The sequence below is a fragment of the Halomonas sp. H33-56 genome (assembly GCF_040147035.1).
Lineage (GTDB): Bacteria > Pseudomonadota > Gammaproteobacteria > Pseudomonadales > Halomonadaceae > Halomonas > Halomonas litopenaei.
On record NZ_JAMSHP010000001.1, the window covers coordinates 4,481,336 to 4,505,690 of the forward strand.

The window sequence follows — 24,355 nt, forward strand, 5'->3', positions numbered from 1 at the left end:
GGCCGAGCGCCGTGCGCCGGCCCTCCTGTCCCTGGGATACCCTGTCGTCACTCCAGATTGTCGGCGGTGTAGCTGACGCCGTTCGAGGCCTGGATGGTGCGAATGACCTCCCACTGGTCCTGGTAGGTGATCGGGATGAACTTCTCGACGCCTTCGAATTCCTCACCCAGCGCGGTACCGGCGAAATCGAAGCTGAAGAAGGCTTCCTCGATGCGCTCGACCAGATCCGGCGCCAGGTCATGGGCGTAGGTATAGGAGGTGGTGGGGAAGGGCTGGGACTCGAAGATCATGCGCACGCTGTCTTCGTCATACAGCCCCCGTGCGGCCATGCGCTCCACCACCTCGGACGCCACCGGTGCAGCGTCGTAGTCACCCGCTACCACGCCCAGCATCGACTGGTCGTGACTGCCGGAATACACCACCTCGTAGTCCTCGTCCGGCACCACGCCTTCCTCGGGGAACAGCGCACGCGGCGCCTGATTGCCCGAGTTCGAGGTGGGTGAGGTGTGGGCGACCCGCTTGCCGGCCAGGTCGGACAGCGACTGGATATCCGAATCGGCCTGGGTGTAGACCTGCAGGGTATAGCCGAAGCGTCCGTCGTCGGAGCCCATCAAGGCAAAGGGAACGGCGCCGGCCAGGTTGACGGCGAAGGGCGTGGGTCCGGTGGAAAAACCTGCAATATGCAAGCGCCCGCTGCGCATGGCCTCGACCTGGGCCGAGTTCGACTGGACCGCAAAGAAACGAACCTCCTTGCCCGTCACCTCCCGGAGGTGATCGATGAAGGGCTCCCAGATATCGGCATAGATGGCGGGGTCCTCCACCGGGGTGTAGGCGAAGATGAGGGTGTCGGGGTCGACCAGTTCGTCCTGATTGGCGGGCGGGTCGGCCACCAGATCGCCATTGCGGTCGCAGTAGAGCGCATCCAGATCACCTCGGGGGCAATCCTCCGCGACAGCGACGGATGCAACAGCGCCGAAAGTGAGCAGGAGACCTGCGTTGAGGACCTGGCGTCCCCGGCTTGAGCGTTGTGTCATGGCGTGGCTCACCTATGCTGAGTCTTGTTATAGGGTGGGAATCGACCCCGGCCTCTCGCGCCGACATCGCGGGTCCCGGCGGCAGCGGACAGCCTGGCGGTCGACGACTGGCGACTTGGGGAAGGCTCTGTCAGATGGGCTGAAGGCTTCACTCGTTACGCTGAAGGCTCTGCCACATGGGCTGAAGACTTCCCGCGTTACGCTGAAGGCTCTATCACATGGGCTGAAGGCTCTGCCAAGTGCGAAGACGAGCGCCAGCGACGCAGCGATGTTCGAAAACAAACATCGTTGAGTTCAATCTAGGAGGTGACACTTTTATGTCAAACGTTGAGGCCAACGACTTTCCACGCTGCCGCAATCACTACCTGCTGATGCGCCACGGCCATAGCCAGGCCAATGCCATGGGCCTGATCGTTTCCTCCCCCGAGCAGGGACTCGAGGGCTACGGTCTTTCGCCCAAGGGGCAGGAACAGCTGCACGAACGGCTGACCGGCTGGCACCTGGCCGCGCCTGACCAGGTCTTCCATTCGGACTTTCTGCGCACCACCGAAACCGCAGCACTGGTCGGGCAACACTTCAACGTCACCCCACACCCTGAACCGCGCCTGCGAGAGCGCTTCTTCGGTGACTACGACCAGGGGCCGGACCCGGCCTACGCGGACGTCTGGGCAATGGATAGCGAGAATGCCGAACACCGCACCCACGGCGTCGAAAGCGTCGGCGACGTCTCCCGCCGACTCATCGACCTGATCATCTCGCTGGAACAGCGCTTCGATGATGCCACCATCCTGCTGGTCGGCCATGGTGACCCCCTGCAGATCCTGCTGACCGCAGCCAGCGGAAGTCCATTGAGCGAGCATCGAAGCCAACCACCGCTGGCACCGGCAGATGTCCGGCCGCTGATCTTCGCTCGCTGATCACCGCTCGCAGCCCCTCTCTTGCAGCCGCCCCTGTCAGGGCTGTGAACAACTCGGTGGAAAAGCTCTCCACCCGCTGTGGATAGGCTCTTGACAAGCCGCCGCTCCCCCCATGAACCGTGGCGCTGTGCCGCTACATGCCACCTGTAATGACTGTGGGCAAGTTTTCCATTTCCCCGGCTCGACGCTGCGAAGTTCGTCAGCCGGACTCGGCGGGGCACGTGCTATGTTCCTCGTAACCTCTGAAAGACCCATTCAACTAATGCTTGGCAAATGATCTTGAGCGGTGCTTGAGAACGATCATTCCCCATGCTCCTCATTGCCACAGGAGCCCACCCGTCCGCATGATGGCATCTTCATTTCTTTTCCTGAGTCGACGCCCGGCGTCTCTTGTGCATGGGGGCGAGGTCTGAACATGGGCCCGTTCAAGGCGCGTCAGTTTCTGCTGCTTCAGGGGCCATGCTCTCCCTTCTTCACGCAACTGGCTCGCACCCTTGCTGACCAGGGACACGGTGTTCATGTGCTCGACCTGTGTGGTGGAGACCTGCTCTATCGTTGGCGCCTCGGGGGCCAACGCTACCGTGGCGACGCCGCAGGCTTTGGCGAGCTGATAGATGATTTTCTCGGTCAACGGGGAATCTCCGACCTGGTGGTCTTCGGCGACCAGCGCCCTCTGCATCGGCTCGCTGTTCAGGCCGCAGAGCGTCAACGGCTGCGGGTCCATGTATTCGAGGAAGGCTACCTGCGTCCCCACTGGATCACCCTGGAGCCCCAAGGTGTCAACGGATGTTCCCGTTTTCCCAGGGACCCGGCCTGGGTCTTCGAGGCCGCCCATTGTCTTGGGCCGGCAGAGCCTCCCGTTCCTTGCATCAGTCCCTTCTTGACCCGTGCCACCCACGACGTGATCTACCATCTGGCAGGCGTCCTTAACCCTCTGCTGTTCCCGGGCTATCGCGGCCACGCCCCGGTCAGCGCTCCCCGGGAGTACGCCGCCTATGCGCAGCAACTGACGCGCAAACGCCTGCTGGCTGGCCTTGAAGCTAACCGCATCATGGCATTTCTTTCGGCGCCAGCGCCCTACTTCGTGTTGTTGCTGCAACTGGACAGCGACGCCCAGATCCGCTGCCACTCGCCCTTTCCCGACATGGCCCGGGTACTCGAAGAAACCATGACGTCCTTTGCTCGCGACGCGCCGGCCCGGACACGTCTGTTGATCAAGAACCACCCTCTCGACCCCGGCCTCAGCGCACACCATCGTCGCGCTCGCCGACTGGCACGAGAGTTGGGTATCGACCGGCGGGTACTGTTCATCGAGGGCGGTGACCTCAATCACCTCCTGCCGGGCGCCACTGGCGCCATCACCGTCAACAGTACTTCCGGTTTCGTGGCCCTGGAGCACGGCTGTCCGTTGCTGACCCTGGGCGAAGCCATTTACACCATGCCCGGACTGGCGACAGGCCGGCAACGGGTCCCCGCGGGCTTCTGGCACGATCCACCGGCACCGAACGCCGCCCTGTATCAGGCGCTCAGGACCACCCTGCTGCGAACCGTTCAGCTCAACGGCAGCTTCTACTGCCGCCTCGGTATTCGTCTCGGTGTGCACCACAGCGCCAGGCGACTCGTCGCCGAACGCTCTCCCCTGGAGGAGTTACTGTCATGCCTGCCCGCCGCCGCCTGACCCTTGTTTTCCCCGTGCCAGATACGGCTTTGGCGGTTTCAGGGGCCGACTCGCGGCACGTCGTAGCTGCTCGGCTCACTGACCCGCTTCATTCTGACCGACGATGCTGACGTGGATCGCGTCCCGAGACCTGGCGTTCATCCTGTGCGTACTGGGACTCCCCCTCGGCACGGGACTCAGCCTCGCCATGGACGCCATAGGCTGTCGAGGCCTGGGCAACTGGCGCGACCGCCCTCCGGCCCCCTGGCTGGTCCATGCGGGCACCTGGGGGCTGTGCTACGTACTAGCCGTAGCGGTGCTGCAACGAGGTGCGCTGGCCCTGGCCACGGTGCTTACCCTGCAATGGGTGGTGCAGCGCAGCCATCAGGCGAAGTGGCAGAGCCTGAAGGAGCCCTTCCTGGTGCAGGACTTCGAGTACTTCCTCGATGCCATCCGACATCCAAGGCTCTACCTGCCGTTCTTCGGTATCGGCCTGGCCCTGGGTGCCAGCCTCGCCGCCCTGATGGCGGTGTCGGTCTTCGTCTTCCTCGAACCCTGGCTGCTGGATCAGCTCTCCCTATCCTCCATGGCGCTGCTGCTGGGCGGCCTGGCACTGGGGCCAGCCACTGCTCTGGGGCTTGGCCTGCGGCGACTCCCGGCGGCCTCCCTGGTTCCGTGCCAAGACCACCACCACTTGGGACTGTGGAGCTGCTTCTGGGCCTACGCCCGCTTCCCCGATACCCCCATCGACACCACCCAGGCTCCAGCGCTCCTGCGCCAACCGCCATCACCAGTCTCCCAGGAGTCACTGCCACACCTGGTGATTGTCCAGGGCGAGTCGTTCTTCGATCCACGCCCCTGGTACGACCAGATACCCCTGGATGTGCTCGCCCACTGGGATCGCCTGAACGAACAGTCCATCACCCACGGCTACCTCAAGGTGCCGGCCTGGGGCGCCAACACCATACGCAGCGAAACGGCCTTTCTGTGCGGGCTGGACGAGGATGCTCTGGGCATGCATCGCTTCAATCCCTATCGTCAGCTGTCCCGCCAGCCGGTTCCCAGTCTGGCCAGTGCCTGCGCTCACCTGGGTTACCGCACACTGGTGCTGCACCCCTACCCCGGCGACTTCTACCAGCGCGACCAGGTCATGCCTCGGCTGGGATTTCAGGCATTCGAGGACATCGAAAGCTTCAGGCATTGCCGTCGAGATGGCCCCTTCATCGCCGACGTCGAGCTCGCCAGGCGGGTCACACAAGCCCTGGATGATCCAGACCCGCGCCCACTGATGGTGTTCGTGATCACCATGGAAAGCCACGGCCCCTTTCTGCTGGAGCCAGCGCCCGATCCACTGCGCTGGCTCGCTGCCGACGCCTCGCGCCCCATGGCCGTGACCCACGAACTCGATATCTATCTCCATCACCTGGCCAATACCGACGCCATGCTCGGCGCCCTGGCGGCGACCCTCACCAGGCAATCGCGCCCGGGCCTGTTGTGCGCCTATGGCGACCACGTCCCTATCCTGTCTCCCAGCTATCGCTGGCACGGAGAGCCCGATGGAACAACGCCTTTCATGATCTGGAGCAACCGACCCCAGACCACACGACGGCCGGAGCCACCGTCCGACCTGTCGCAACTGGCCGAAGCACTGCTCCACACCATCGGGTGCCAGACCACGACCGTCGCCACAGGCTCCCTCGGGCGCTCCCTCCACCGCCATTGCAAGGAACCGCTATGACCAGGCGCGTCGCCATCATCGGAAACGCTACCCGCTTTCCTGGAGTCCCCGGAGAAACCCTGTGGCAGAGCCTGCTGGCGGGTCGGGATCTGGTCACAGAGGTGCATGCATCGCGCTGGGACTGGCGCCGGTTCTATCATCCCGACCGTCGTTCGCCCGGTACCAGCGTGACCTTCGCCGCCGGATCACTCGGCGACATCGGCGGCTTCGACGCCGACTTCTTCGGAATTTCTCCCAGGGAAGCGGCGACCATGGATCCCCAGCAGCGCCTGCTGCTGGAGCTGACCTGGGAAGCGCTCGAGCACGCGGGCGTCCCCCCCTCGCGCCTGCGCGGTAGCCGCTGCGGGGTCTATATCGGCATCTCCAGTCCTGACTTCGCCTATCGGCATACCGCCGACCTGGCCTCTCTGGGCAATCTGTTCGCCACCGGCAACACCTTCAGCATCGCCGCCAATCGATTGTCTTACGTGTTCGATCTCAAGGGACCCAGCATGGCCATCGACACGGCCTGCTCGTCTTCCCTGGTAGCCTTTCATCAGGCCTGTCAGGCCATTCGCGCCGGTGAATGCGACACCGCCCTGACCGGCGGCGTCAGCCTGCACCTGCATCCCTTCGGCTTCGTCGCCTTCTCCAAGGCCGGCATGCTGTCGCCGCGAGGCCGTTGTCGCGTGTTCAGCGAAGACGCGGACGGCTACGTGCGCTCGGAAGGGGCCGGCATCTTCGTGCTCAAGGCGCTCGATCAGGCGCTCGCGGACGGCGACCCCATCCTCGCCGAAGTCGCCGCCAGCGGCACCAATACCGACGGACACAAGTCAGGACTCACGGTACCCAGCGCTCAGGCTCAGGCCCAACTGTTGACCGAGGTCTACGCCCGGGCGGGGATCGATCCCGACGGACTGGACTACCTGGAAGCCCATGGGACCGGCACCGCCGTCGGAGACCCCATCGAAGTCACCGCCATCGGCCAGGCCCTTGGGCGACATCGTCACCACCCATTGCCGATCGGCTCGGTCAAGAGCAACATCGGCCACCTGGAGACAGCGGCCGGCATCGCCGGACTCTACAAGGCGCTGGGTTGCCTGACCCAGCGCTTCGTCCCCGCCACCATCGGTGTCGATCGCCTCAATCCTGAGCTGCACCTCGACGAGGCCAATGTGGACGTGGTGCTGACACCGCGGACGCTCCCCGAAAGCGGCCCCTTGACCGTCGGTATCAACAGCTTCGGTTTCGGGGGGGCCAACGCCCACGTTGTGCTGACCACGCCGCCGCCACCGTCACTGGTGCGATCGCGGCCGACGCCACGAGTCTCTTTCGAGCAGCCGCTACCGCTGCTTGTCTCGGCCCACGACGAGGAAGCGCTGGCAGCACTGGCAAGTCGGCTAAGCGACCACCTCGAGACGCACCAGCCAGCCCTCGATGCCCTGACCTGGACCCTGGTTCACCACCGCGAGCGCCTAAACGAACAGGCGCTGACCCTGGTGCGGGACCATGACGAGGCCAAGGCGGCCCTGGACTCGCTGAAGGACACGACGACCGCTCCCCACAGCAGCGCCCCCAGGGTGTGGCGCCAGCGACGCCTGGATGCGCCCCAGGGACCGGTATTCGTCTACACCGGCAATGGATGCCAATGGTTTGGCATGGGGCGTGACCTGCTCTCGACCAGCCCCACCTTCGCCGATACCGTCGCGCGGGTGGATGAGCACTTCCTGCCCATCGCCGGCTTCTCGTTGCTCGACGTACTGGCCCGCAGCGATGATCCGGCCCTGCTCGAAGACACCGCGGTGGCCCAACCGGCGCTATTTGCGATTCAGGTCGGGATCACCGCCTGGCTTGACGAGGCAGGGGTCACCCCCACTGCGGTGGTCGGTCACAGCGTCGGTGAGGTCGCGGCGGGCTGGGCCTGCGGCGCACTATCACTGGCTGAGGCGGTGACCGTGATTGCCCACCGCAGCCGCCTGCAGGGCAAGATCCGTCATCAGGGAGGCATGACCGCGGTGTCCTGCTCCGCTGACACCATCGCCACCTGGCTCGCACAGCCTCGCTTCGCCGAGATTTCCCTGGCCGGGGACAACAGCGAAGGGAATGTCACGCTGGCGGGACCGCTGCCGGCGCTGGCCGAACTGGAAGACGCCTTGCGGACCGCGGGCCATCGATACCTTCGCCTGGCGTTGGACTACCCATTCCATAGCCCACTGCTGGATGGCTTGAAGACCCCGCTGCTCGAGGCGCTTGCCGATCTGGACGGATCATCTCCGCGCTTGCCGATGATCTCCACCGTCGAGGGTGGCGAGACCCACCGCCCCCTCGGCGCTGACTACTGGTGGCAAAACCTGCGGGCGCCGGTGCGCTTTCGCCAGGCCATCGAGTCGCTGATCGATCGCGGCGACTCGGTGCTGGTGGAAATCGGCGCCCATCCGCTGTTGAAGCGATACATCGAGGAGCAGTGTCGCCTGCGGGGGCATCAGGTCCTGCATATCGCTACCCTGACACGCCAGGGCCAGGGCCAGGACGAACTCTCCGAAGCACGGGCACGCCTGTGGCTCAGTGGAGCGCTGGATGGCTTTTCCCCCTGGTTCGAACGGCCCCTTGCCCCCATCGAACTCCCCGCCTACCCCTGGCAACGTCGCCATCACTGGACCCGCCCGAGTGGCCTGGGTCACAACCCGCTGGAGCAGCGTGACGAACATCCCCTGCTGGGGGCTCGCCAGGCCCCGGACGAGTCGACGTGGGTCCAGCGCCTGAGTGTTGCCACGCAGCCCACTCTCGCGGACCACCGGGTCGGGGAGACACCGGTGCTGGCCGCAGCGGCGCAGGTCGAGATGGTACTGGCTGCCGCCATCACTTCGTCGCCAGACACCATCTTCGAAATCAACGACCTGGAGATCCTGGCGCCGCTGGTGCTGGACGCCTCTGTGGGCAAGCTGGCGCGGCTCACCCTGGCCGACCAAGGACGCGTCCGGTTGACGGTACGCGACCTCGACCCGGCAGCCGCCTGGCAGTTACACCTCAGCGCCCGCCTGGCCCCTGCCTGCCAGGGCAGTCTGCTGCGTTCGGCCCCTCCGCTTGTGCCGGCCAGTGAGGAGCACCTGGATGGCGAGACCTGGCTGGATAACAAGGCCTGCATAAACAGCGACGCCCACCTGGCGCTCGCCAGGGCGATGGGGCTCGACTACCGCGGCGAGTACCGTAGCCTGGGCCGGATCTGGTACCAGGACGATGAAGCCATCGGCGAGTTCACCGTCAGTGAAGACACTCCTTGCTGGTGGTTGCCACCCGGTCTGCTCGATGGCGCCCTGCAACTGTGCCTGCCACTGATGAACAACGATCAGACGCCGCCGACGCAGGGCTACCTGCCCGTGCGCCTGTCGCGCATGCAGTTCGACAAGGACGGCGGTCGACCGACCCACGCCCGCGCCGTCATTACGCGACGCTCACCACACTCCTTCACCGCCGACCTTTGGCTGTACCGCAAGCATCGTTGCGTTGCTGCCCTCGAGGAGGTCCGCTTCGCGACAACGCCACTAGCCCTGCCAACCTCCTCGTCCACCGAGTGGCTGACCACCCGCCTGACCCCGGCGCCACTGGTACCTACCCCCTTGGGCGAAGAAGGCAGGCGACTGGCCAATGCCCTTGCCGGCATCATGTCAGGCCCAGTGGGGCGCGACCTGGAGGAGCTCAGCCTGCTGTTCGAGCGTCTCAACGTTGCCTGGCTCGAGGAGGCCTTCGTCGCCGCTCGGCCCGATATCGAAGGCGACGGCCTCGGCAATAATGAACTCTACCGTCGACTTCTGGCTCAGTACCCGACAGACGCGACAGTGACCTCCTCGGAGGTGCAAGCGTCTCCTGCGGCGGTCGATATCTGGCGCCTGCTGCTGGCGGAGTACCCTCGGCAGTTCCCTCTGCTTGGCTCACTCGGGCGTTTTGGCCTGCATCTTCCCGGCCTGCTGGAGGGCTCGGTCGAGCACATCGAAGGGCTGACCCTCGACGCCGCTTCGCTGATCCCGGAAGCGTTGTGGCAGGCCCTGCACGACGAGGTTCTCGCCAGCGTTTCCCGGATCCTGTCGACGCTACCCTCGGCACAACGGCTGCACCTGGTCGAGGCGGGATGCGCGGCGCCTCGGTTGGGCGAGGCGTTGAGCCAGACACTGGACCCCGATCGCCTCATGGTGGACATCCTGCCCCCAGATGATGGCTCCCACCAACGCGCCCAACCGCTGATCGAAGCGTCCAACGGTGCCGCATCGCTACCCCCCTTCCATACCGCCCCCGGCGCCCAGCTAGCCTGGGTGGTGAGCACACCGACGGATCTCGAGGTCAGCATCGAGGCAATCGACAAGGCCACGGCGCGCCTGGCACCGCACGGGCAACTGCTGATACTCGCCCTGCCCCCTACAGGGTGGTGGCAAGCGCTGGGCTCCCTGCGTCCCGACGCCAGACCAGCCACTGTCGAGGCGATCCGCCGCCACCTGAGCCAGGCCGGGTTCAGCGTCGAGGCGCGCCCCCCGACAGAGGTCTCCCATCTTCCGACTCTGCTGAGTGCCGTGCCCTCGGCAAGCGCTCGCCCCACCACCGAGACAGGTTCGGCCGAGCCTCTTGCACAGCGCGACGCAGCCACCTTGCTGGTGGTGGATGCTGCCAGTCGTGCTCTGGGTGAGCGGCTTGTGCAACACATGCCATCGGGTGCTGCCCGCTGCGTAACATACGATGATCTCGAAATGACGCTTGCCGCCCCGTCCTCGTTTGCGGAGGTCACCTCAGCGCGCGCCTCGAACGCGCAGCAAGCGCCGAGTGCCCGGAAAGTGGTCGCCCCGCAAGTTGTCGACCTGCGAGCCGCCGTACCGTCTCGGCAGACAGGCGGTGACCTCGAGACCCACCAGGCGGGCCTGGACGCCCTTGAGCGACTGGGTGACTGGGCAAGGACATTGGCGGATCGCCACGGGACGCTGGTCGTGGTGACTCGCGATGTCGCCGCGCCGTTCGGCGCTGATACCCCCGAGATCGACCTGTACCAGGCTGCCTTGTGGGGGGGCTGTCGCTCCCTCGACAACGAACTGCCGAACACCCGCGTACGGCTGGTCGACCTGGCCTCGGGAGAAGCGGCGTTGGTGGCCTTGGCGCAGGATCTGCATCACGACGATGGCGAGGATGAGGTGGTCATCGACCACCACGGACATCGCCGGGCACTGCGCGTGCGTCCTGTCGCCGACACACCGCCAGCGCTCACACCACCCCCCACGCCAGACCGAGTAGCGTCCAGGGTGACCCTGGAAATCGCTCATCCCGGTCAGCTCTCGCGCCTGCAGTGGCGAGCCCACCCGGCACGGTCGACGCTCGCCAAGGACCAGGTCCGAGTAAGGGCCCTGGGCACGGGTCTGAACTTCCGTGACGTCATGTATGCTCTCGGCGTGCTCACCGATGAGGCGCTCGAGCAGGGCTTTTCCGGCGCCACCCTGGGGCTCGAGTTCTCCGGTATCGTCGAGGCGCTGGGCGAAGGGGTCACCCAGTTCGATATTGGTGACCCGGTGGTCGGGCTGGGGTCGGCCTGTTTCTCGAACCATCTGGTGGTCGAGGCCGACTCGCTGGCCAGGGTGCCGACAGGTCTCGACCCGGTGGCCGCTGCCGGGTTGCCCACGGCGTTTCTCACCGCCTGGTACAGCCTCGAGCATCTGGCTCGGCTATCGCCCGGGGAACGGGTGCTGATACACGGCGCTGCCGGCGGTGTCGGTCTGGCTGCCGTACAGTTGGCCCGGTGGCGAGGGGCTGAAGTGCTGGCCACCGCCAGCAGCCCGCACAAGCGTGATCTGCTGACACTGCTGGGTGCCGAGCGCTGCTACGACTCACGCAGCCTGGCCTTCGCCGAACAGATCCTCGCAGACACCGATGGCCAGGGTGTCGATGTGGTGCTCAACTCCCTGTCCGGCGACGCCATCCATCAGAACCTGCGTGTGCTGGCGCCTTTCGGGCGCTTTCTCGAGCTTGGCAAGCGAGACTTCTACCAGGATACCCCGATGGGGCTGCGCCCCTTCCGTCACAACCTGAGCTACTTCGGCATCGACTCCGATCAACTGCTGTCACATCGTCCCGCGCTCGCCCGCCAACTGTTCCGACAGGTCATGGACCGTTTTGCCGAGGGCGCCTTCAGCGCCCTGCCCTATACCACCTTCACGACCACCAGAGTGGTCGAGGCCTTCCGCCATATGCAGCAGGCGCGGCATATCGGCAAGATCATCGTGACGCACCCTTCAGCCGCTGCCAGTCCGTCTCCTGACACACCCCGCACAGGCTCAGCCTCCAAGACCACCATGCACCCGCATGGCGGTCCGAGAAACACCACCAATAGCTCTACCAATCCGGCTTGCATGGCGCTGGATACCGAAGGCTGTTACCTGGTGAGCGGTGGGTTGTCCGGCCTGGGCCTGGCCAGTGCAGAGCGACTGGTGAGGCGCGGCGCTCGCCATCTGCTGCTGCTGAGTCGCTCGGGCGTCAGCAGCCCGGAGGCCAGTGCCGCTATCGCCGCCATGCAAAGACAGGGCGTCACGGTAGAAGCGCCAGCGCTGGACGTCACCGATGAGCAGGCCCTGGCTGGACTGATCGAGGAATGCGGTTCCCGGCGCCCACCGCTGCGTGGCGTCATTCACGCCGCCGCCGTCATCGAAGACGGCCTCGCGCGACAGCTGACTCGCGAGCAGCTGGACGCGGTACTGGGCCCCAAGCTGTTGGGCGCCATCCTGCTGGACCGCCTGACCCGCCATCACGACCTGCAGCACTTTGTGCTCTACTCCTCGGCCACCACCCTGTTCGGAAGCCCCGGGCAGTCCGCCTATGTGGCGGCCAACCTGGGCCTGGAAGCGCTGGCCGTGCGGCGCCGTCAGGCGGGGAAACCCGCCACCTGCCTGAGCCTTGGCATCATCGAGGACACCGGCTTTCTGGCTCGTCACCAGACCAGGCGTCAGGCCCTGTCCCAGCGTATGGGGGGTGGGCAGCTGAGCGCAGAGCAGGCGCTGGACGCGCTGGAGCAGGCACTCGCGACAGGCGTCAGCAACGCCACCGTCATCGGTGCCATCGACCATGGCTTCATCCAGCGGCGCTTTATCGAGTTGCGCCATAACTCCGGTGAAGCGGACCGCCAGGCAAGTAGCAACGACGACCTCGATCTATCGGCGCTCGATGCATCGTCCCGCCGCAAGGCCGTCGAAGCCATCCTGCGTCGACAGTTGGCGAGCATCCTGATGCTGGACCCGGAACGCATCGACAGCGGGCGCCGGCTCTCCGAGTTCGGCTTCGATTCGCTGATGGCCGTCGAGCTGGTATCGGCCATCGAGACCCGGCTTGGCGTGAAGGTGTCCGCATTGGCGCTCGCCGACGCCGCGACCCTGCATCGCACCACCCAGTTGATCTGCGACCTGCTGGAAAGCCCCGAGCTCGATGCAACCGACGAACATGCTGCGCTGGCCTACCGCCACGCAGTCTCCCCTCCTGCTCCTGCACGGGAGGTGACATGAATCCCGACGACCGGAAGGCATTGAAAGACCGCCTGCTCAATCAGGCCAGGGTGATCGACAGCGCTCGTCATGCCCAGGCAACGCCCATCGACCGCGCTGTTTCAACCTCAGAGCACTACCCGCTGACCGAAACACTCGTCGCAACCACCGACTTCCGCAGCCTCGAAGGCTATCGCCGCATCGCCATGATGAGGACGCTAGGGGACTCCCTCGGTATCACCAGCCCCTTCTTTCGCTGTCATCAGCGTAGGGCGGGGGCTACCAGCCGACTCGGCGATCAGGACGTCATCAACTTTGCAAACTACGACTATCTCGGCCTGGCCGGCGATCGGCGTGTCCTGGACGCCACCCATCAGGCGATCGAGTACTACGGCACCTCGGTATCGGCCAGTCGCATTGTCGCCGGCGAACGCCCCTTCCACGGGGCCCTGGAGCGTGAGCTGGCGCACTGCTACCAAAGTGATGATGCGCTCGCCTTCGTCAGCGGCCACGCTACCAATGTCTCCACCATCGCCATGCTGGTGGGCACCAGGGACCTGATCATCCACGACAGCCTGATCCACAACAGTGTGGTGATGGGCGCCAGCGTATCCGGCGCCACTCGCATGAGTTTCCCCCACAACGATGCCCAAGCCCTGGATCGTCTGCTGTTCGACCATCGCGATCGCTTCGAGCGCGTACTGGTGGTAATCGAAGGCCACTACAGCATGGACGGTGACACCCCGAACCTGGCACGTTTCGTTGAGGTGAAGCGCAGGCACCACTGCTGGCTGATGGTGGATGAAGCCCACTCGCTTGGCGTGTTGGGGGCAACCGGGCTAGGTCTTCACCAGCATTGCCGAGTGGCTCCGGGAGATGTAGACATCTGGATGGGCACCCTGAGCAAATCCCTTGCCTCCTGCGGAGGCTATATCGCCGGGTGCCAAGCACTGGTGGATACGCTGCGCTACCTTGCGCCAGGGTTTCTCTACAGCGTCGGGCTGGCACCGCAACTGGCCGCACCAGCACGCCGCGCTCTGCAAGTGCTGCAGGAAGAGCCTTGGCGAACCACCAGGCTGACGCAGAACGCTCGACGTCTGCTGGACGGTATCCAGGCCCTGGGGCTGAATACCGGCAGCAGCGAGGGACATGCCATCGTGCCACTTATTCTCGGCAGCTCCGCCAGGGCAGCCAAGCTGTCCCATGCGTTGCTGGCGGCGGGTATCAATGTGCAACCCATCCTGCACCCTGCAGTGCCAGAACGTAGCGCTCGGCTGCGCTTCTTTGTCAGCTGCGAGCACCAGCCGGACCAGATCGATCAGACCCTGTCGGCCCTGGAAAGGCTGATCAACTCAGATTAACGCTACGGCTCGTCTGAAAAGTGCCTGCGCTCGGTAATACGGCGTTAAAAATCGGATCAAAATGCTCATTTACACCCCGTAAACTGTGCTTTCTCACCGATTTTTGCCTTGTCTAACCTTCGCTCGTCGACTTTTCGGACAGAGCCTAGACTCCCTTGCAGGCAGTCCAACCTCCAAGGCGGATAGCGAGCGGCGGCCACGGATGGGGAGAGGGAATAGGGATAGGGATAGGGATAGGTACCAAGCTTCAATGAAATAACAGGAAGCAGGGCAAGATAAGGAAGAGAGAGTAAGAAAGGAAGGAAGTTAGGAAGGAAGGAGGTTAGAAAGGAAGGGGGAGGAAGGAGAGAAGAAAGTACCAATCACTGTTGTCTATACAGCATTTGCTCCCTTGGAAACTGTTGTCTGTTTCAGCACTGACGCTCACCCCAGAAGGCATGGTGGTGGGCCGCACTGCCGATATCCCGGGCCTTTTCCAACGCCCGTTGGGCCATGCGATGGGTTTCCCGCGGAGACTCCAGCAACCGGACGAGGCAGCGCTGCCAATCCGCGGGATCATCATCGACCAGCAGTCCATCTTCTCCGTCGCTGACGATATTGCTGTAGGGGGCACGCCTGCTGAAGAGACCCACACCACCCATGGCGGCAATCTCCAGAAACTTGATATGGGACTTGGCAGTGTTGAACGTTGTCGGCCACAAGGGAGCCAGCCCCAGATGCAACCGCGAACCTTTCAAGTGCCTCAGATAGGTATGCCAGGCCATGGGGGCGAGCGCGCCCACACGATCATGCTGACGCAAGGATTGCGGAGTGTAGCGCCCCATTGCCACTTCCAGCATCAGTCCCGAGTGGGCCTCGAGAACGCTGACCAGTGCCGAGCTGATTTGCTCCAGATCCCGCCGGTGGGCCCGCGTACCGTGGTAACCCAATCGCCATCCCGTCGATGTTGCCTCGGGGGTGGCCATCTCCGGGGAAAAAAGCAGCGCAGGTGCCAGCGTCACCACCCGGGAGTGGCGCGGCCTGATTCGTGCCGCCAGCTCCTCGTTTGGTACGACGACTTCGTCGGCCAGGGCCAGCAGCCTGGGCAAAATCCGGCGCGACACCCACCCCATACGCTCACGATAGCCCGTCGGTAAGCCAGGATCCCTGGCGGCAGCATCAAGATCATCATCCAGCAGGTAATGTACGCTGGCGACCTGAGCTCGGCGCGTCTCCAGCAGATCGATCCAGGCTTCGGACAGGCTTCGACAAACGATGATCTGTGCCCCGGCCAAGGTGCGATCCAGCCAGGGCCAGCACAGCAGAGGAGACGCCCACCGACGGGTATCAAGGCGAGTCACTGTCGCACCTGCATAGCGAAGCCAGGGCGCAGCCGTCGCCATGAAGTAGATGTCCTCGGTGGGCAGAGCCCCATCACTCAGCAACAGCCAGCGAGAACCACAAATGCCAGAACCCCGGGCCATGGTGAACGCCTCTCAACGCAGAGAAAAATCCTCGTGAACCAGCGTCAGATTGGGGTTGTAGGCCGGATCCCGATCAAGCTGCTCACCCCAGGTGTGGCGCATGTAGAGTACCTCTCCGATGGCCCTGGCTCGCTTGCTGGCATTGTCATCGGCACCACGCGACTCGGATTCGTGGTGATAGAGTTCGGCGTCGGGCGTCCATACGTTTCGATAACCCGCCTCCCGAACCTTTAGACACAGGTCCACATCATTGAAAGCGATCGGCAAATCTCGCGCGTTGAGGCCGCCCACCTGCCGATAGAGCGCCTTGCGTATCAACAAGCAGGCACCGGTCACCGCAGAGTAATTCTGCGCTAGCGCCAGGCGAGAAAAATACCCGTTGGCATGGCGACTGAAGTACTTGTGAGCGTGGCCCGCAACGCCCCCGATACCCAACACGACACCGGCGTGCTGGATGGTATCGTTGGGATAATAGAGCTTGGCGCCGACACAACCGATCTCCGGCCGCACGACGTGCCGCACCATTTCCTCGAGCCACTCTTCGTTGATGGGTTCAATATCGTTATTGATAAGTCCGAGCACATCACCACGTGCGTGATACGCTCCGAAATTGTTGATGCCGGAATAGTTGAAGCGATGGTTCCAGGCCAGAATCCTGACCCGGGGGTCTCCCTTGCCGATCTCGGCCAGATAAGCCAGTGTCTCCTCGCATCGCGTCCCGTTGTCGAGGATCAGCACCTCAAGCCTGGAATAGCGGGTACGAGACAGGATCGCATCGACGCATGGTGCCAACAGATCGACACGATCACGCGTAGGGATCATCAGGCTGACCAGCGGGAGCGGATCCGGCAGAGGCCAGCGGACACGATAGGTATTGGGCAGGCGCCCAAGCTCGACGGTGGCACCGGGACTGCTTCGTGCCAGATGGTCGGCGACCGCTCGCAGCCCTGCACGGGACGTATAATCCTTGGCGTTACTGGTCATGGCCGTGGAGCCGGGACTGGCACGCCAATGATAGAGAATCCTGGGAATATGGACGATGCGATCAGGCTCTGTGTGGGCACAGACTCTCAGGGCCAGATCATGGTCCTGGCTGCCCTCCAGCCCCTTGCGGAAGCCTCCCAGTTGCCGTACCAGCGCGGTGTCGAAGACACTCAAGTGCGCCATGTAGTTCTGGGCCAGCAGCAGATCAGGATTGAAGCAGGGCTTGAAGTGAGGTTCGCAGCGCACACCACGCTGATCCACCTTGTCTTCGTCGCTGTACACCAGCACCGGTCGTGGTGAGCGACTCAGCGCCTCGGCAACATAGCTCAAGGCACACGGAGTCAGCAGGTCATCATGGTCCAGTAGCGCCACGTAGGGCCCAGCGGCCATGCTCAAGGCCGCGTTGGAGGCCTCACAGACATGGCCATTAGTTTTCTGGCGACGCAGAACTATTCGAGAATCACGAGCCTCAAATTGCTCCAGCAACGCTATGACTTCGCGGTTTCTGGAGGCGTCATCAGCGATACAGAGTTGCCAATGATCATAGTCCTGGCGAAGCACAGACTCGAGACAGTCTTTCAGATGTTCCGGCGCAGGATCATGTACCGGCAGCAAGATCGACACAATCGGCCTGAATGTATCCGTCCTGGCTGCTACTGCGGTGTCCACACATGACTGCGCAGCTCGCTCGGCAGCAGCACAGCGACGCTCAAGCGCCAGGCTACGGCGGCGTTCATCCTTGCCTCGCCACCCGTCAAGCCCACCACGAATCTCGTCCAGCTCAGCTCTTCTATTCCTGGAACGCCACCCACCTTCGAGCGCCGAGACCATAGAGGTCTTGTCGCAATCATCCGAACTTCTATCCGAACTACTATCTGAACTGCTATCCGAATTCTTATCCCATCCGCGCTCACGCAGCCATTGCACATAGCTTCGACCCGAGCAGAATCGTTCGAACGTTTCCTCGTAGTCCGACAGGGCAAGGTCGCGCCAACAGGTACCGTCCTGGAGGGCGCGGTGGCGAAGCACTCCCAGCACTTCCTGCTTCGACACATCACGCCAGCGATGGTGCATATTGACCAGACGCTGGCTCAGGCGATCATGTGCGAACCAGGGGGAGAGCCAGACGACGCGAAAGTGGCGGATCGCAAAGTATCCCGGCGACTCCATCGGGTCGAATCTCAACCGGCGCAGTCGCCGCTTCACGTAGATCAACCGCTTGGTAATACGTCCACCCTTGAGCGGAAGGGTCAACGACTCGTCTTCACTGAAGCCTTCCCCCGTATCGAAGTAAAGCCTGACAGCAACGCTATGCTGGTCGTGGTCCAGGTCCAGCTCCACCATATGCCAGCCAGGCAACGGTAGGTGCCGACACAGCAGGAACTGGGGGTCTTCATCCAGCGACTCCCACTCCCAGTCCCAGTCCCCTCCACTCGCCTGCTGTCTCAGGCCATGATGAGGCTGCCAGTGTCGCTGAGGCTGAACGACCAGGTGGCATAGTTCGAGAAGACCTTTCAGCCACGATCGTGTTCCGCCACCTCGATTGGCACCTTCCATACCCGCCGCTCAGTTGCTGGCCACAGCGACTCGACGCGGCCCCGGCGGGAACCATTGTCCGGTCTCGGCAACACGACACTGGACCCTGTCACCCGCAGACAGATTCACCTTCAGCTGGAAGCCGACATAGCCGCCACGGGGAAGCTTCAAGCGAGCCATGGACGGACGGAGCTGGGTGGCCGACACAGTGTCGCGATGTTCGTCATTGACCCAGACTTCGACGTCCACCGGGGTATCAGCACCACCTTCCCACCAGGCCCACCCCCCCACCCGCTCGGCATCGAACTGCGTCAGTCGAGCGTGAGCAAAGGGGAGATTGTCGCGATAGAGCTGGATGCGCGATTCGAATAGCTTGCGACAACGCTCGTAGAGCGCCAGATCCAGCGGGTTGAGTTTGCGGAACTCCTGTTCATCCTCTGGCGCGATGTCATGCAATTCGCCCACCTGCGGCTTCCCCCGGTTGTCCTCACGCTGGGCGATATCGATGCCAAAGCGAGCATTGATCAACTCCAGGCTCTCCGAGTAACGTTCGGTCAAGCCGACCATCCCGATCGCCTCGACATCGACCCCCTTGAAGATGCTCGACTGGCGATCAAGCATCAGAGGAATCTTCATGAAGTCGCGGAAGCTGCCCTTGTACTGATGAATCCGCTGAAAGTGCGAATACTCGGAAGCCGCCCGCTGCAACGGTTCGCGAACAAAGGTCACCGCGCGATCGACGCCACACAGCGGGACATACTTGGCCGCGGTGACGTGTCCTGCCAGCATCATCGCCTGGTTGTCCAGGCTCCTGCGATACAGGCGCCAAGGATCGGGGGACTCGCCATACATGCACTCGCGTGTCAGGACGCTGGTCTGAGATGCATCCTGGCCGTAGTCATAGACGATCTTGTCGAAGCCAAAGGCGCGCTCAGCACCGTGACGAAAACTGGTTCCCGCCGTCTTGGGTATATGTACGAAAAACAAGGGTTTCATGGTGGAGTCTCCTGACAAAAGCGCCGCAGGAATCAGTCCTGCGGCGCGGCGTGGCAAAAGGGATAGGGGAAGACGACACGGGATCCGGTGGCGGAGCCACCTCCACACTCCAGACGCGTCACGATGTGCCGACAACAAGATCACTCCCCCCCACCAGCACTGAAGCATTGGCATGGAGAGAAACGGTCACATGATCGCCTTCTTTCAAAGGCGCCGGATGCAGCCAGCGAAACCCGCAATAACCATCCACGGATTTGCCGGAACGTCGTAGATCGGGTCGATAGAACCCCACCCTTGCACGCCCCGCGTGAACACCATTGACGAAGATGTTCACTGCCAGACCACTGGCCTTGCCGTTGCGGTCCGTCACCCAACCACAGACTGCGTTGGCGTCAAAATGATCGATGGCTCCCACCAAAGGGCGATCTAGCACGGTGTGCTCTGCCAGACGCTGTTTCAGCGCCGACATCTCCCGAGCCAGGCGGGCAAGCTTGCCGGCCTGGAACTCATGAGCAACGTCGTTGATGTCGTAACGTCCGAAATATGCCTCGCCCTTGTCGAAGTTGGCGCCTCGCGTAGCACTCCCCCTCAATCGCTTGCGCGAGAACTCCTCACGCGACTTCACCGCGTAATGGTGAACCCGAAGCGGTCCCTGATGGATCGACCGCGTACGCCCACCACGTGGGTCCGACTCACCACTGCCGTCCGGCGAGCCAACGAAGTCCTCGATCACGTCCCCTGTGGCATCGACATATTTCCAGGCCGATACCAGGGTAGAGGAATGACAATAGGGCGCCTTGACATGGTCGACGCGTACCAGGCTCTTGGTGTGACAATCTGCGCTCGCGCCTGGTGCAGTGCCACAACGGGTGAAACGTTGCAGTACCGGTTCAGATCGCGCCTCTTCAAGCCCCGAGGAGCCGAAGCATTTCCAGTTCACGCTGACGCTTCCCACATCACCCGACGCCACCAGCCTTTCCAGCTCGCGACATTCCTCACCGTGACGCTGGCTTTCGTGCACAAGAAACTCATCGGCATCGAGAAACATGACGTAGTCATGCTTTCCCAGAGCCAGCCCAAGGATGCGACGATAGGCCAACTGCTGCGACCTGCGCTCAAGCACCGGCTGGTACAGCAGGCTGACCTCTCCCAGATCTGCCAGCGCTTCGAGCAAAGAGCGGGTGCCGTCGTCGGAACCGTTGTCGGCCAGAATGACATGCCCAAACCCTGCCAGCCGATGCCAAGCTACCCACTCGACAAGGTAATCCACCTCATTGCGGACGATACCGGCAACACAGAACTTCGCCATCTCTAGCCCACCCTGACCGGAGAGTTGCCAAGATCGACAACGTCGTTCACTACTCTGGCTCTGACACTGGCGTCCTCGCTCAAGCTTTCACCGGCAGGAAGGGTGAAGGTGAAGCCACATGGCTCGTTCGCGGGAGCACCGCCACCGGGGTTCGGTTCGTTCGCCACCACCACACCCACGGACCGGTCATCAACAAAAACTTCTACCTCAGCATGCTGTTTCTTGTGTACATAGCGCGCCCAACCGCTGACACGTCGTGAATCACATGAAAGAAGTTTTCCCTGTGACTTGGTGATCCGGGTTGCCTCTATATAGTCTTCTGGTTCAGGATCGATAAAGGCCAGTGCCGTCTGGTGTTCCTCCTGCGAGGGAGAAATTCCGCAAAAGGACTCGAGAGTGGAAAGAAAGGCTTCGGGATAAGCACTGGCCTTTTCGTAGGAGACGAGCATGGCACGCGGAGACTTCTGCCTGACAAAGCGAAGCGTCTTTCTATACTGTGACAGCGCTCTGTCCATGCCCTCGGTAATTTCGGCCAACATGGAAATAGAATTCCGCTGCGCTATTGAAAGAATATCCTTGTAGATAAACACATACCTGGCATTCGGCAATAGAGCGTCTACTTCATCCAGATGGTCGATGATGGAAGGTCGCTTCCAGCCCCAGCGGGTGTACCTGGTCTGGTACTCCTTCACAATCAAAGCTGTCTGAGCCATGTCCTGCTTTTCGAAAGCCTCGGAAAGTCTGACGTCTTCGTACACAGGGTGTGAGGCACGGTCGCCCATGAAGACGCCAAGCTTGGCCAACACGCCAGCGACCATCGAGGTCCCGCCTCGCGCGGTTCCAATGACGATGATAGGAGATGGCATCTTGTCATCCTGGTCCCCTATGACCACGACTCCCTTGTTGATCAAGGCATCATTCTTGGGCATGTCCCCTCCTGGGATACGTAGTTTCTCCGAATACGACGACCCATCAAGAAAGCCATCAACGACCTCCGATGGAGAAGTCTTCTCGGCTTCTTGTGAGGCAAGGGCTGTAGCTGGGGTCGTGTTCGATTATTTTTCCCCAGGCCTTCTGCATGTAATCTATCTCGGTGTTGAATCTGGCAACTTTTTCTGGGTTATCTTCTGCTCCACGACTGATGGATTCGTGGTGATACAATTCAGCGTATGGGGTCCAGATATTACGATACCCGGCATCGAGCACCTTCAGGCAGAAATCAACGTCATTGAAAGCGACCTTGAGGTCCTGTTCGTTCAGGCCTCCGACTTCCTCATACACCGACTTTCTCACGAGCAGACACGCCGCTGTCACGGCAGATACAGACTGGACCACCTTCAAACGGTTGAAATAACCGCCGGACTCTCGAGGAAAGTGCTTGTGAGAGTGCCCTGCTACTCCGCCAAGCCCAACGATGACGCCTGCGTGCTGAATGGTGTCATTCCCATAGTATAGTTTTGCGCCGACACAGCCGACATCCTCGCGACAGGCATGAGAAACCATCTCCCGGAGCCAGTCTCCATTGATCACTTCAACATCATTATTTACCAAACCAATGATGCTTCCCTTGGCATGCTCTGCACCAAAATTATTGATAGCTGAGTAGTTGAAGGGGTGGTCGTACCTGAGAACGCTTACCCTGGAGTCTTCATCCTGAATTTTTTCAAAAAATTCATGCGTCTCAGGCTCTACACTGCCATTATCAAGGAGAATAATCTCGTAGTCTGTATAACGTGACTTCTCCAGGATGCTGCGCACTGCCAGCTCTGTGACGTCCTTCTTGTCTCTCGTAGGAATCAACATGCTCACCAACGGTGCCGGCTCAGGAATAGGCCAACGCACACGATAGGTATTTCCCACAATCCCCTGCTCTACAATCGCACGCCCATCTGCTATTCCTTCAATATGGTCTTTCAGCGCCTTTACACCAGCTGAGGTCGTGTAATCCTTGCCCTCTTCAGCCAGTGCTGTCGAACCCTCGATAGCGCGCCAGTGATAGAGAACTCTGGGAACGTGGGAAATTGAGCCAGCGGTCAGGTGTGGTATGCAACGCAGCACCAGATCATAGTCTTGCGATCCCTCTACCCCGACTCGAAAACCCCCAATTTTCTCGATCAACGAGCGTCGATATACGCCCAGATGAGAAACATAGTTTTGCGAATAGAGAAGGTCGATGTTCCAGTCTGGCTTGAAGTGAGGCTCGCAGCGCATGCCCTGAACATCGATCTTGTCTTCATCACTGTAGATCAACTGGGCATCGGGATTCTTTTCCAGCTCTTTTGCAATAAAGTACAACGCATCTCTGGCCAATTCATCATCGTGATCGAGCAATGCCAGATAGTCACCAGTGGCCATCGACAGGGCGTCATTAGTTGTCTTGGAAATATGCCCATTATCCGGCCGAAAATGTATTTTTACGCGTTTATCTTTGCTGGCATAGTGCCTGAGTACTTTTTCGACATGTGGTGATGGAGAGGCATCATCCACAAGGCAAAGCTCCCAGTGGGGATAAGACTGTGCGATGACCGAGTCGATGCAAGCTTTCAGAAGCGTTTCATCGGTATTGTAAACCGGCACCAACACCGAAATTAATGCAGGACTCTCAAGGCCCTCAAGATAGCTGCGGATGGTTTCAGAGCTCGGCAGGCCATTGACTTCTACCTCATCTATCCATTTCTGGTAGGAGAGTTCGGCCTCGTTGACAATAAAGGTTTCCGCGTACTCTTCGAGAAGGCGGGTCTCGCGTGCGGCGTCGTCCTCGGCATCCGCCAACTCGGCTTTCTTTGCCGTCCCGTCACCTTCATCCGTTTCCGGAGCAGATCTACCCACTCCCGCAAGGACCTCGGCCTTTTTCAAGTCCATGTACTCAGGAGCAGTCTCGACAAGACGCCCGGCAATCGCATCCCAAGCCTCTTCGGCATCGACATTGTCGATGCATAGTCGCTCCAGACGGAAGCTTCCTTCCCGCTCCCATGGGTCAAAGCGTATGTTGACAATACTTCGCTCAAGCTGAATCACCCTTGTCGCCAGTTTCCCTGACTGGAAGGGTATGGGATAGGCGTGAGTTTCACTGAAGCCCTCTCCGTGATCGATATATAGCTTGGCGACCTGGTGCTGATACTCGCCACTGAGAACGAATTCGATACGACACCACCCAGGCTCGATGACTCGACCTCGGCGATGACGAACGACGAAGGCCGGATCGGTACCGTGGGAACGCCAATGGAACTCCCCTTCCAGGCGGCGCTCGAGCTGCTGGGCAGCGGCAAGCGTAAATTCACAGCCTTCGCAGCACTTCAGATATCCATCCAGCCCCGACCAAGGGTGCGGGATCTGTGGCGTCTCGATCTTTTTCAGCACCGGATCCTCCAACCGGAACTCTCCAGGTCGAGTCATCGGGTCCAGCCGCAATGCCTGTGTTCCCATCGGCAAGTAAATGACCAGGCTCTGGTGGCCGCTCTTTTCCACATGACGGGCCCACACGATATCTGCCTGGAAACCATCGCCATAATCAATATAGAGACACTGATCCACTGCCTGAGTCGCCGAAAAGTCGTATTCGAGACTGAACCATCCACCTTGGCGAAGCACAGCGGGATTGATCGGGGTGAGCAGGAACTGTGGATCTCCACCGCGAGATACCCAGACCACCTTGTTATTGCGGGTCATCAGCTCCAGTTCATGGATCGGCAGCAAGTCCATGCGGGAGCATTTTTTGATGTACTTGTGATACAACCCACCGAGATCTCTCAGCGGTTTGGTCGCTCGCCAACTGAAGGAAGTCTGCATTCGCCTCAGGCGTGCCGACAACGCCAGTGTAGCCAAGTGTGGTGATTGCGAAGAGGGAGGGCCGCTTCTTGGTTCATGTTCTACCACGTC

Annotated in this window: 12 protein-coding genes; 5 read left to right on the top strand and 7 right to left on the bottom strand. The window is 61.7% G+C overall.

The features are described from left to right. Nucleotides 1-47 precede the first annotated feature (47 nt). Nucleotides 48-1,034 (bottom strand): phosphate/phosphite/phosphonate ABC transporter substrate-binding protein, encoded by a 987-nt coding sequence (gene phnD / locus NFH98_RS19265; protein ID WP_349623044.1) that lies wholly within the window; start codon nucleotides 1,032-1,034, stop codon nucleotides 48-50. 317 nt (nucleotides 1,035-1,351) lie between these two features. Between phnD and NFH98_RS19270 the strand changes: the two genes are divergently transcribed. The 5 genes from NFH98_RS19270 (at nucleotide 1,352) to NFH98_RS19290 (ending at nucleotide 14,188) form a co-directional block, all read left to right on the top strand. Then, a complete protein-coding gene (locus NFH98_RS19270; protein WP_231498578.1) occupies nucleotides 1,352-1,951 on the top strand; it encodes a histidine phosphatase family protein in 600 nt (199 codons plus the stop codon). 415 nt (nucleotides 1,952-2,366) lie between these two features. After that, nucleotides 2,367-3,629: a capsule polysaccharide biogenesis protein gene (locus NFH98_RS19275; protein WP_222516344.1), complete on the top strand. Its 1,263-nt coding sequence runs from the start codon at nucleotides 2,367-2,369 to the stop codon at nucleotides 3,627-3,629. A gap of 103 nt (nucleotides 3,630-3,732) precedes the next feature. Next, nucleotides 3,733-5,346 (top strand): LTA synthase family protein, encoded by a 1,614-nt coding sequence (locus tag NFH98_RS19280; RefSeq protein WP_349623045.1) that lies wholly within the window; start codon nucleotides 3,733-3,735, stop codon nucleotides 5,344-5,346. Next, complete coding sequence (locus tag NFH98_RS19285) at nucleotides 5,343-12,848, top strand: SDR family NAD(P)-dependent oxidoreductase (protein ID WP_349623046.1); 7,506 nt, start codon at nucleotides 5,343-5,345, stop codon at nucleotides 12,846-12,848. Before NFH98_RS19280 ends, NFH98_RS19285 begins: the two co-directional genes overlap by 4 nt. Then, nucleotides 12,845-14,188: an aminotransferase class I/II-fold pyridoxal phosphate-dependent enzyme gene (locus NFH98_RS19290; protein ID WP_349623047.1), complete on the top strand. Its 1,344-nt coding sequence runs from the start codon at nucleotides 12,845-12,847 to the stop codon at nucleotides 14,186-14,188. The genes NFH98_RS19285 and NFH98_RS19290 overlap by 4 nt, the downstream gene beginning before the upstream one ends. A 410-nt stretch (nucleotides 14,189-14,598) precedes the next feature. On the opposite strand, the gene NFH98_RS19295 is transcribed toward NFH98_RS19290, so the two are convergent. The 6 genes from NFH98_RS19295 to NFH98_RS19320 all read right to left on the bottom strand — a co-directional run bounded on the left by NFH98_RS19295 (nucleotide 14,599) and on the right by NFH98_RS19320 (nucleotide 24,265). Next, a complete protein-coding gene (locus tag NFH98_RS19295) occupies nucleotides 14,599-15,651 on the bottom strand; it encodes a glycosyltransferase family protein (RefSeq protein ID WP_349623048.1) in 1,053 nt (350 codons plus the stop codon). Nucleotides 15,652-15,663: 12 nt separating this feature from the next. Then, entirely contained in the window at nucleotides 15,664-17,979 is a 2,316-nt protein-coding gene (locus NFH98_RS19300; protein ID WP_348827241.1) for a glycosyltransferase family 2 protein, read from the bottom strand. Between the two features lie 222 nt (nucleotides 17,980-18,201). Then, entirely contained in the window at nucleotides 18,202-19,167 is a 966-nt protein-coding gene (locus NFH98_RS19305) for a sulfotransferase family 2 domain-containing protein (RefSeq protein WP_045992418.1), read from the bottom strand. 118 nt (nucleotides 19,168-19,285) lie between these two features. Further along, the gene (locus NFH98_RS19310; protein WP_124804635.1) at nucleotides 19,286-20,476 is read right to left on the bottom strand and encodes a glycosyltransferase family 2 protein; all 1,191 of its coding nucleotides are present in this window, start codon (nucleotides 20,474-20,476) and stop codon (nucleotides 19,286-19,288) included. 2 nt (nucleotides 20,477-20,478) lie between these two features. After that, nucleotides 20,479-21,405 carry a sulfotransferase gene (locus NFH98_RS19315; RefSeq protein WP_124804634.1) on the bottom strand — a complete coding sequence of 309 codons (927 nt, stop codon included), beginning with the start codon at nucleotides 21,403-21,405 and terminating at the stop codon, nucleotides 20,479-20,481. 55 nt (nucleotides 21,406-21,460) lie between these two features. After that, nucleotides 21,461-24,265 carry a glycosyltransferase family 2 protein gene (locus NFH98_RS19320; protein ID WP_349623049.1) on the bottom strand — a complete coding sequence of 935 codons (2,805 nt, stop codon included), beginning with the start codon at nucleotides 24,263-24,265 and terminating at the stop codon, nucleotides 21,461-21,463. Between the last annotated feature and the right edge of the window lie 90 nt (nucleotides 24,266-24,355).

Coding starts and splice junctions, on each gene's coding strand:
- NFH98_RS19295 (WP_349623048.1), bottom strand. CDS start 15,651: ATGGCCCGGGGTTCTGGCATTTGTGGTTCTCGCTGGCTGTTGCTGAGT.
- NFH98_RS19270 (WP_231498578.1), top strand. CDS start 1,352: ATGTCAAACGTTGAGGCCAACGACTTTCCACGCTGCCGCAATCACTAC.
- NFH98_RS19320 (WP_349623049.1), bottom strand. CDS start 24,265: ATGCAGACTTCCTTCAGTTGGCGAGCGACCAAACCGCTGAGAGATCTC.
- NFH98_RS19290 (WP_349623047.1), top strand. CDS start 12,845: ATGAATCCCGACGACCGGAAGGCATTGAAAGACCGCCTGCTCAATCAG.
- NFH98_RS19305 (WP_045992418.1), bottom strand. CDS start 19,167: ATGAAACCCTTGTTTTTCGTACATATACCCAAGACGGCGGGAACCAGT.
- phnD (WP_349623044.1), bottom strand. CDS start 1,034: ATGACACAACGCTCAAGCCGGGGACGCCAGGTCCTCAACGCAGGTCTC.
- NFH98_RS19285 (WP_349623046.1), top strand. CDS start 5,343: ATGACCAGGCGCGTCGCCATCATCGGAAACGCTACCCGCTTTCCTGGA.
- NFH98_RS19315 (WP_124804634.1), bottom strand. CDS start 21,405: ATGCCCAAGAATGATGCCTTGATCAACAAGGGAGTCGTGGTCATAGGG.
- NFH98_RS19310 (WP_124804635.1), bottom strand. CDS start 20,476: ATGGCGAAGTTCTGTGTTGCCGGTATCGTCCGCAATGAGGTGGATTAC.
- NFH98_RS19300 (WP_348827241.1), bottom strand. CDS start 17,979: ATGGTGGAGCTGGACCTGGACCACGACCAGCATAGCGTTGCTGTCAGG.
- NFH98_RS19275 (WP_222516344.1), top strand. CDS start 2,367: ATGGGCCCGTTCAAGGCGCGTCAGTTTCTGCTGCTTCAGGGGCCATGC.
- NFH98_RS19280 (WP_349623045.1), top strand. CDS start 3,733: ATGCTGACGTGGATCGCGTCCCGAGACCTGGCGTTCATCCTGTGCGTA.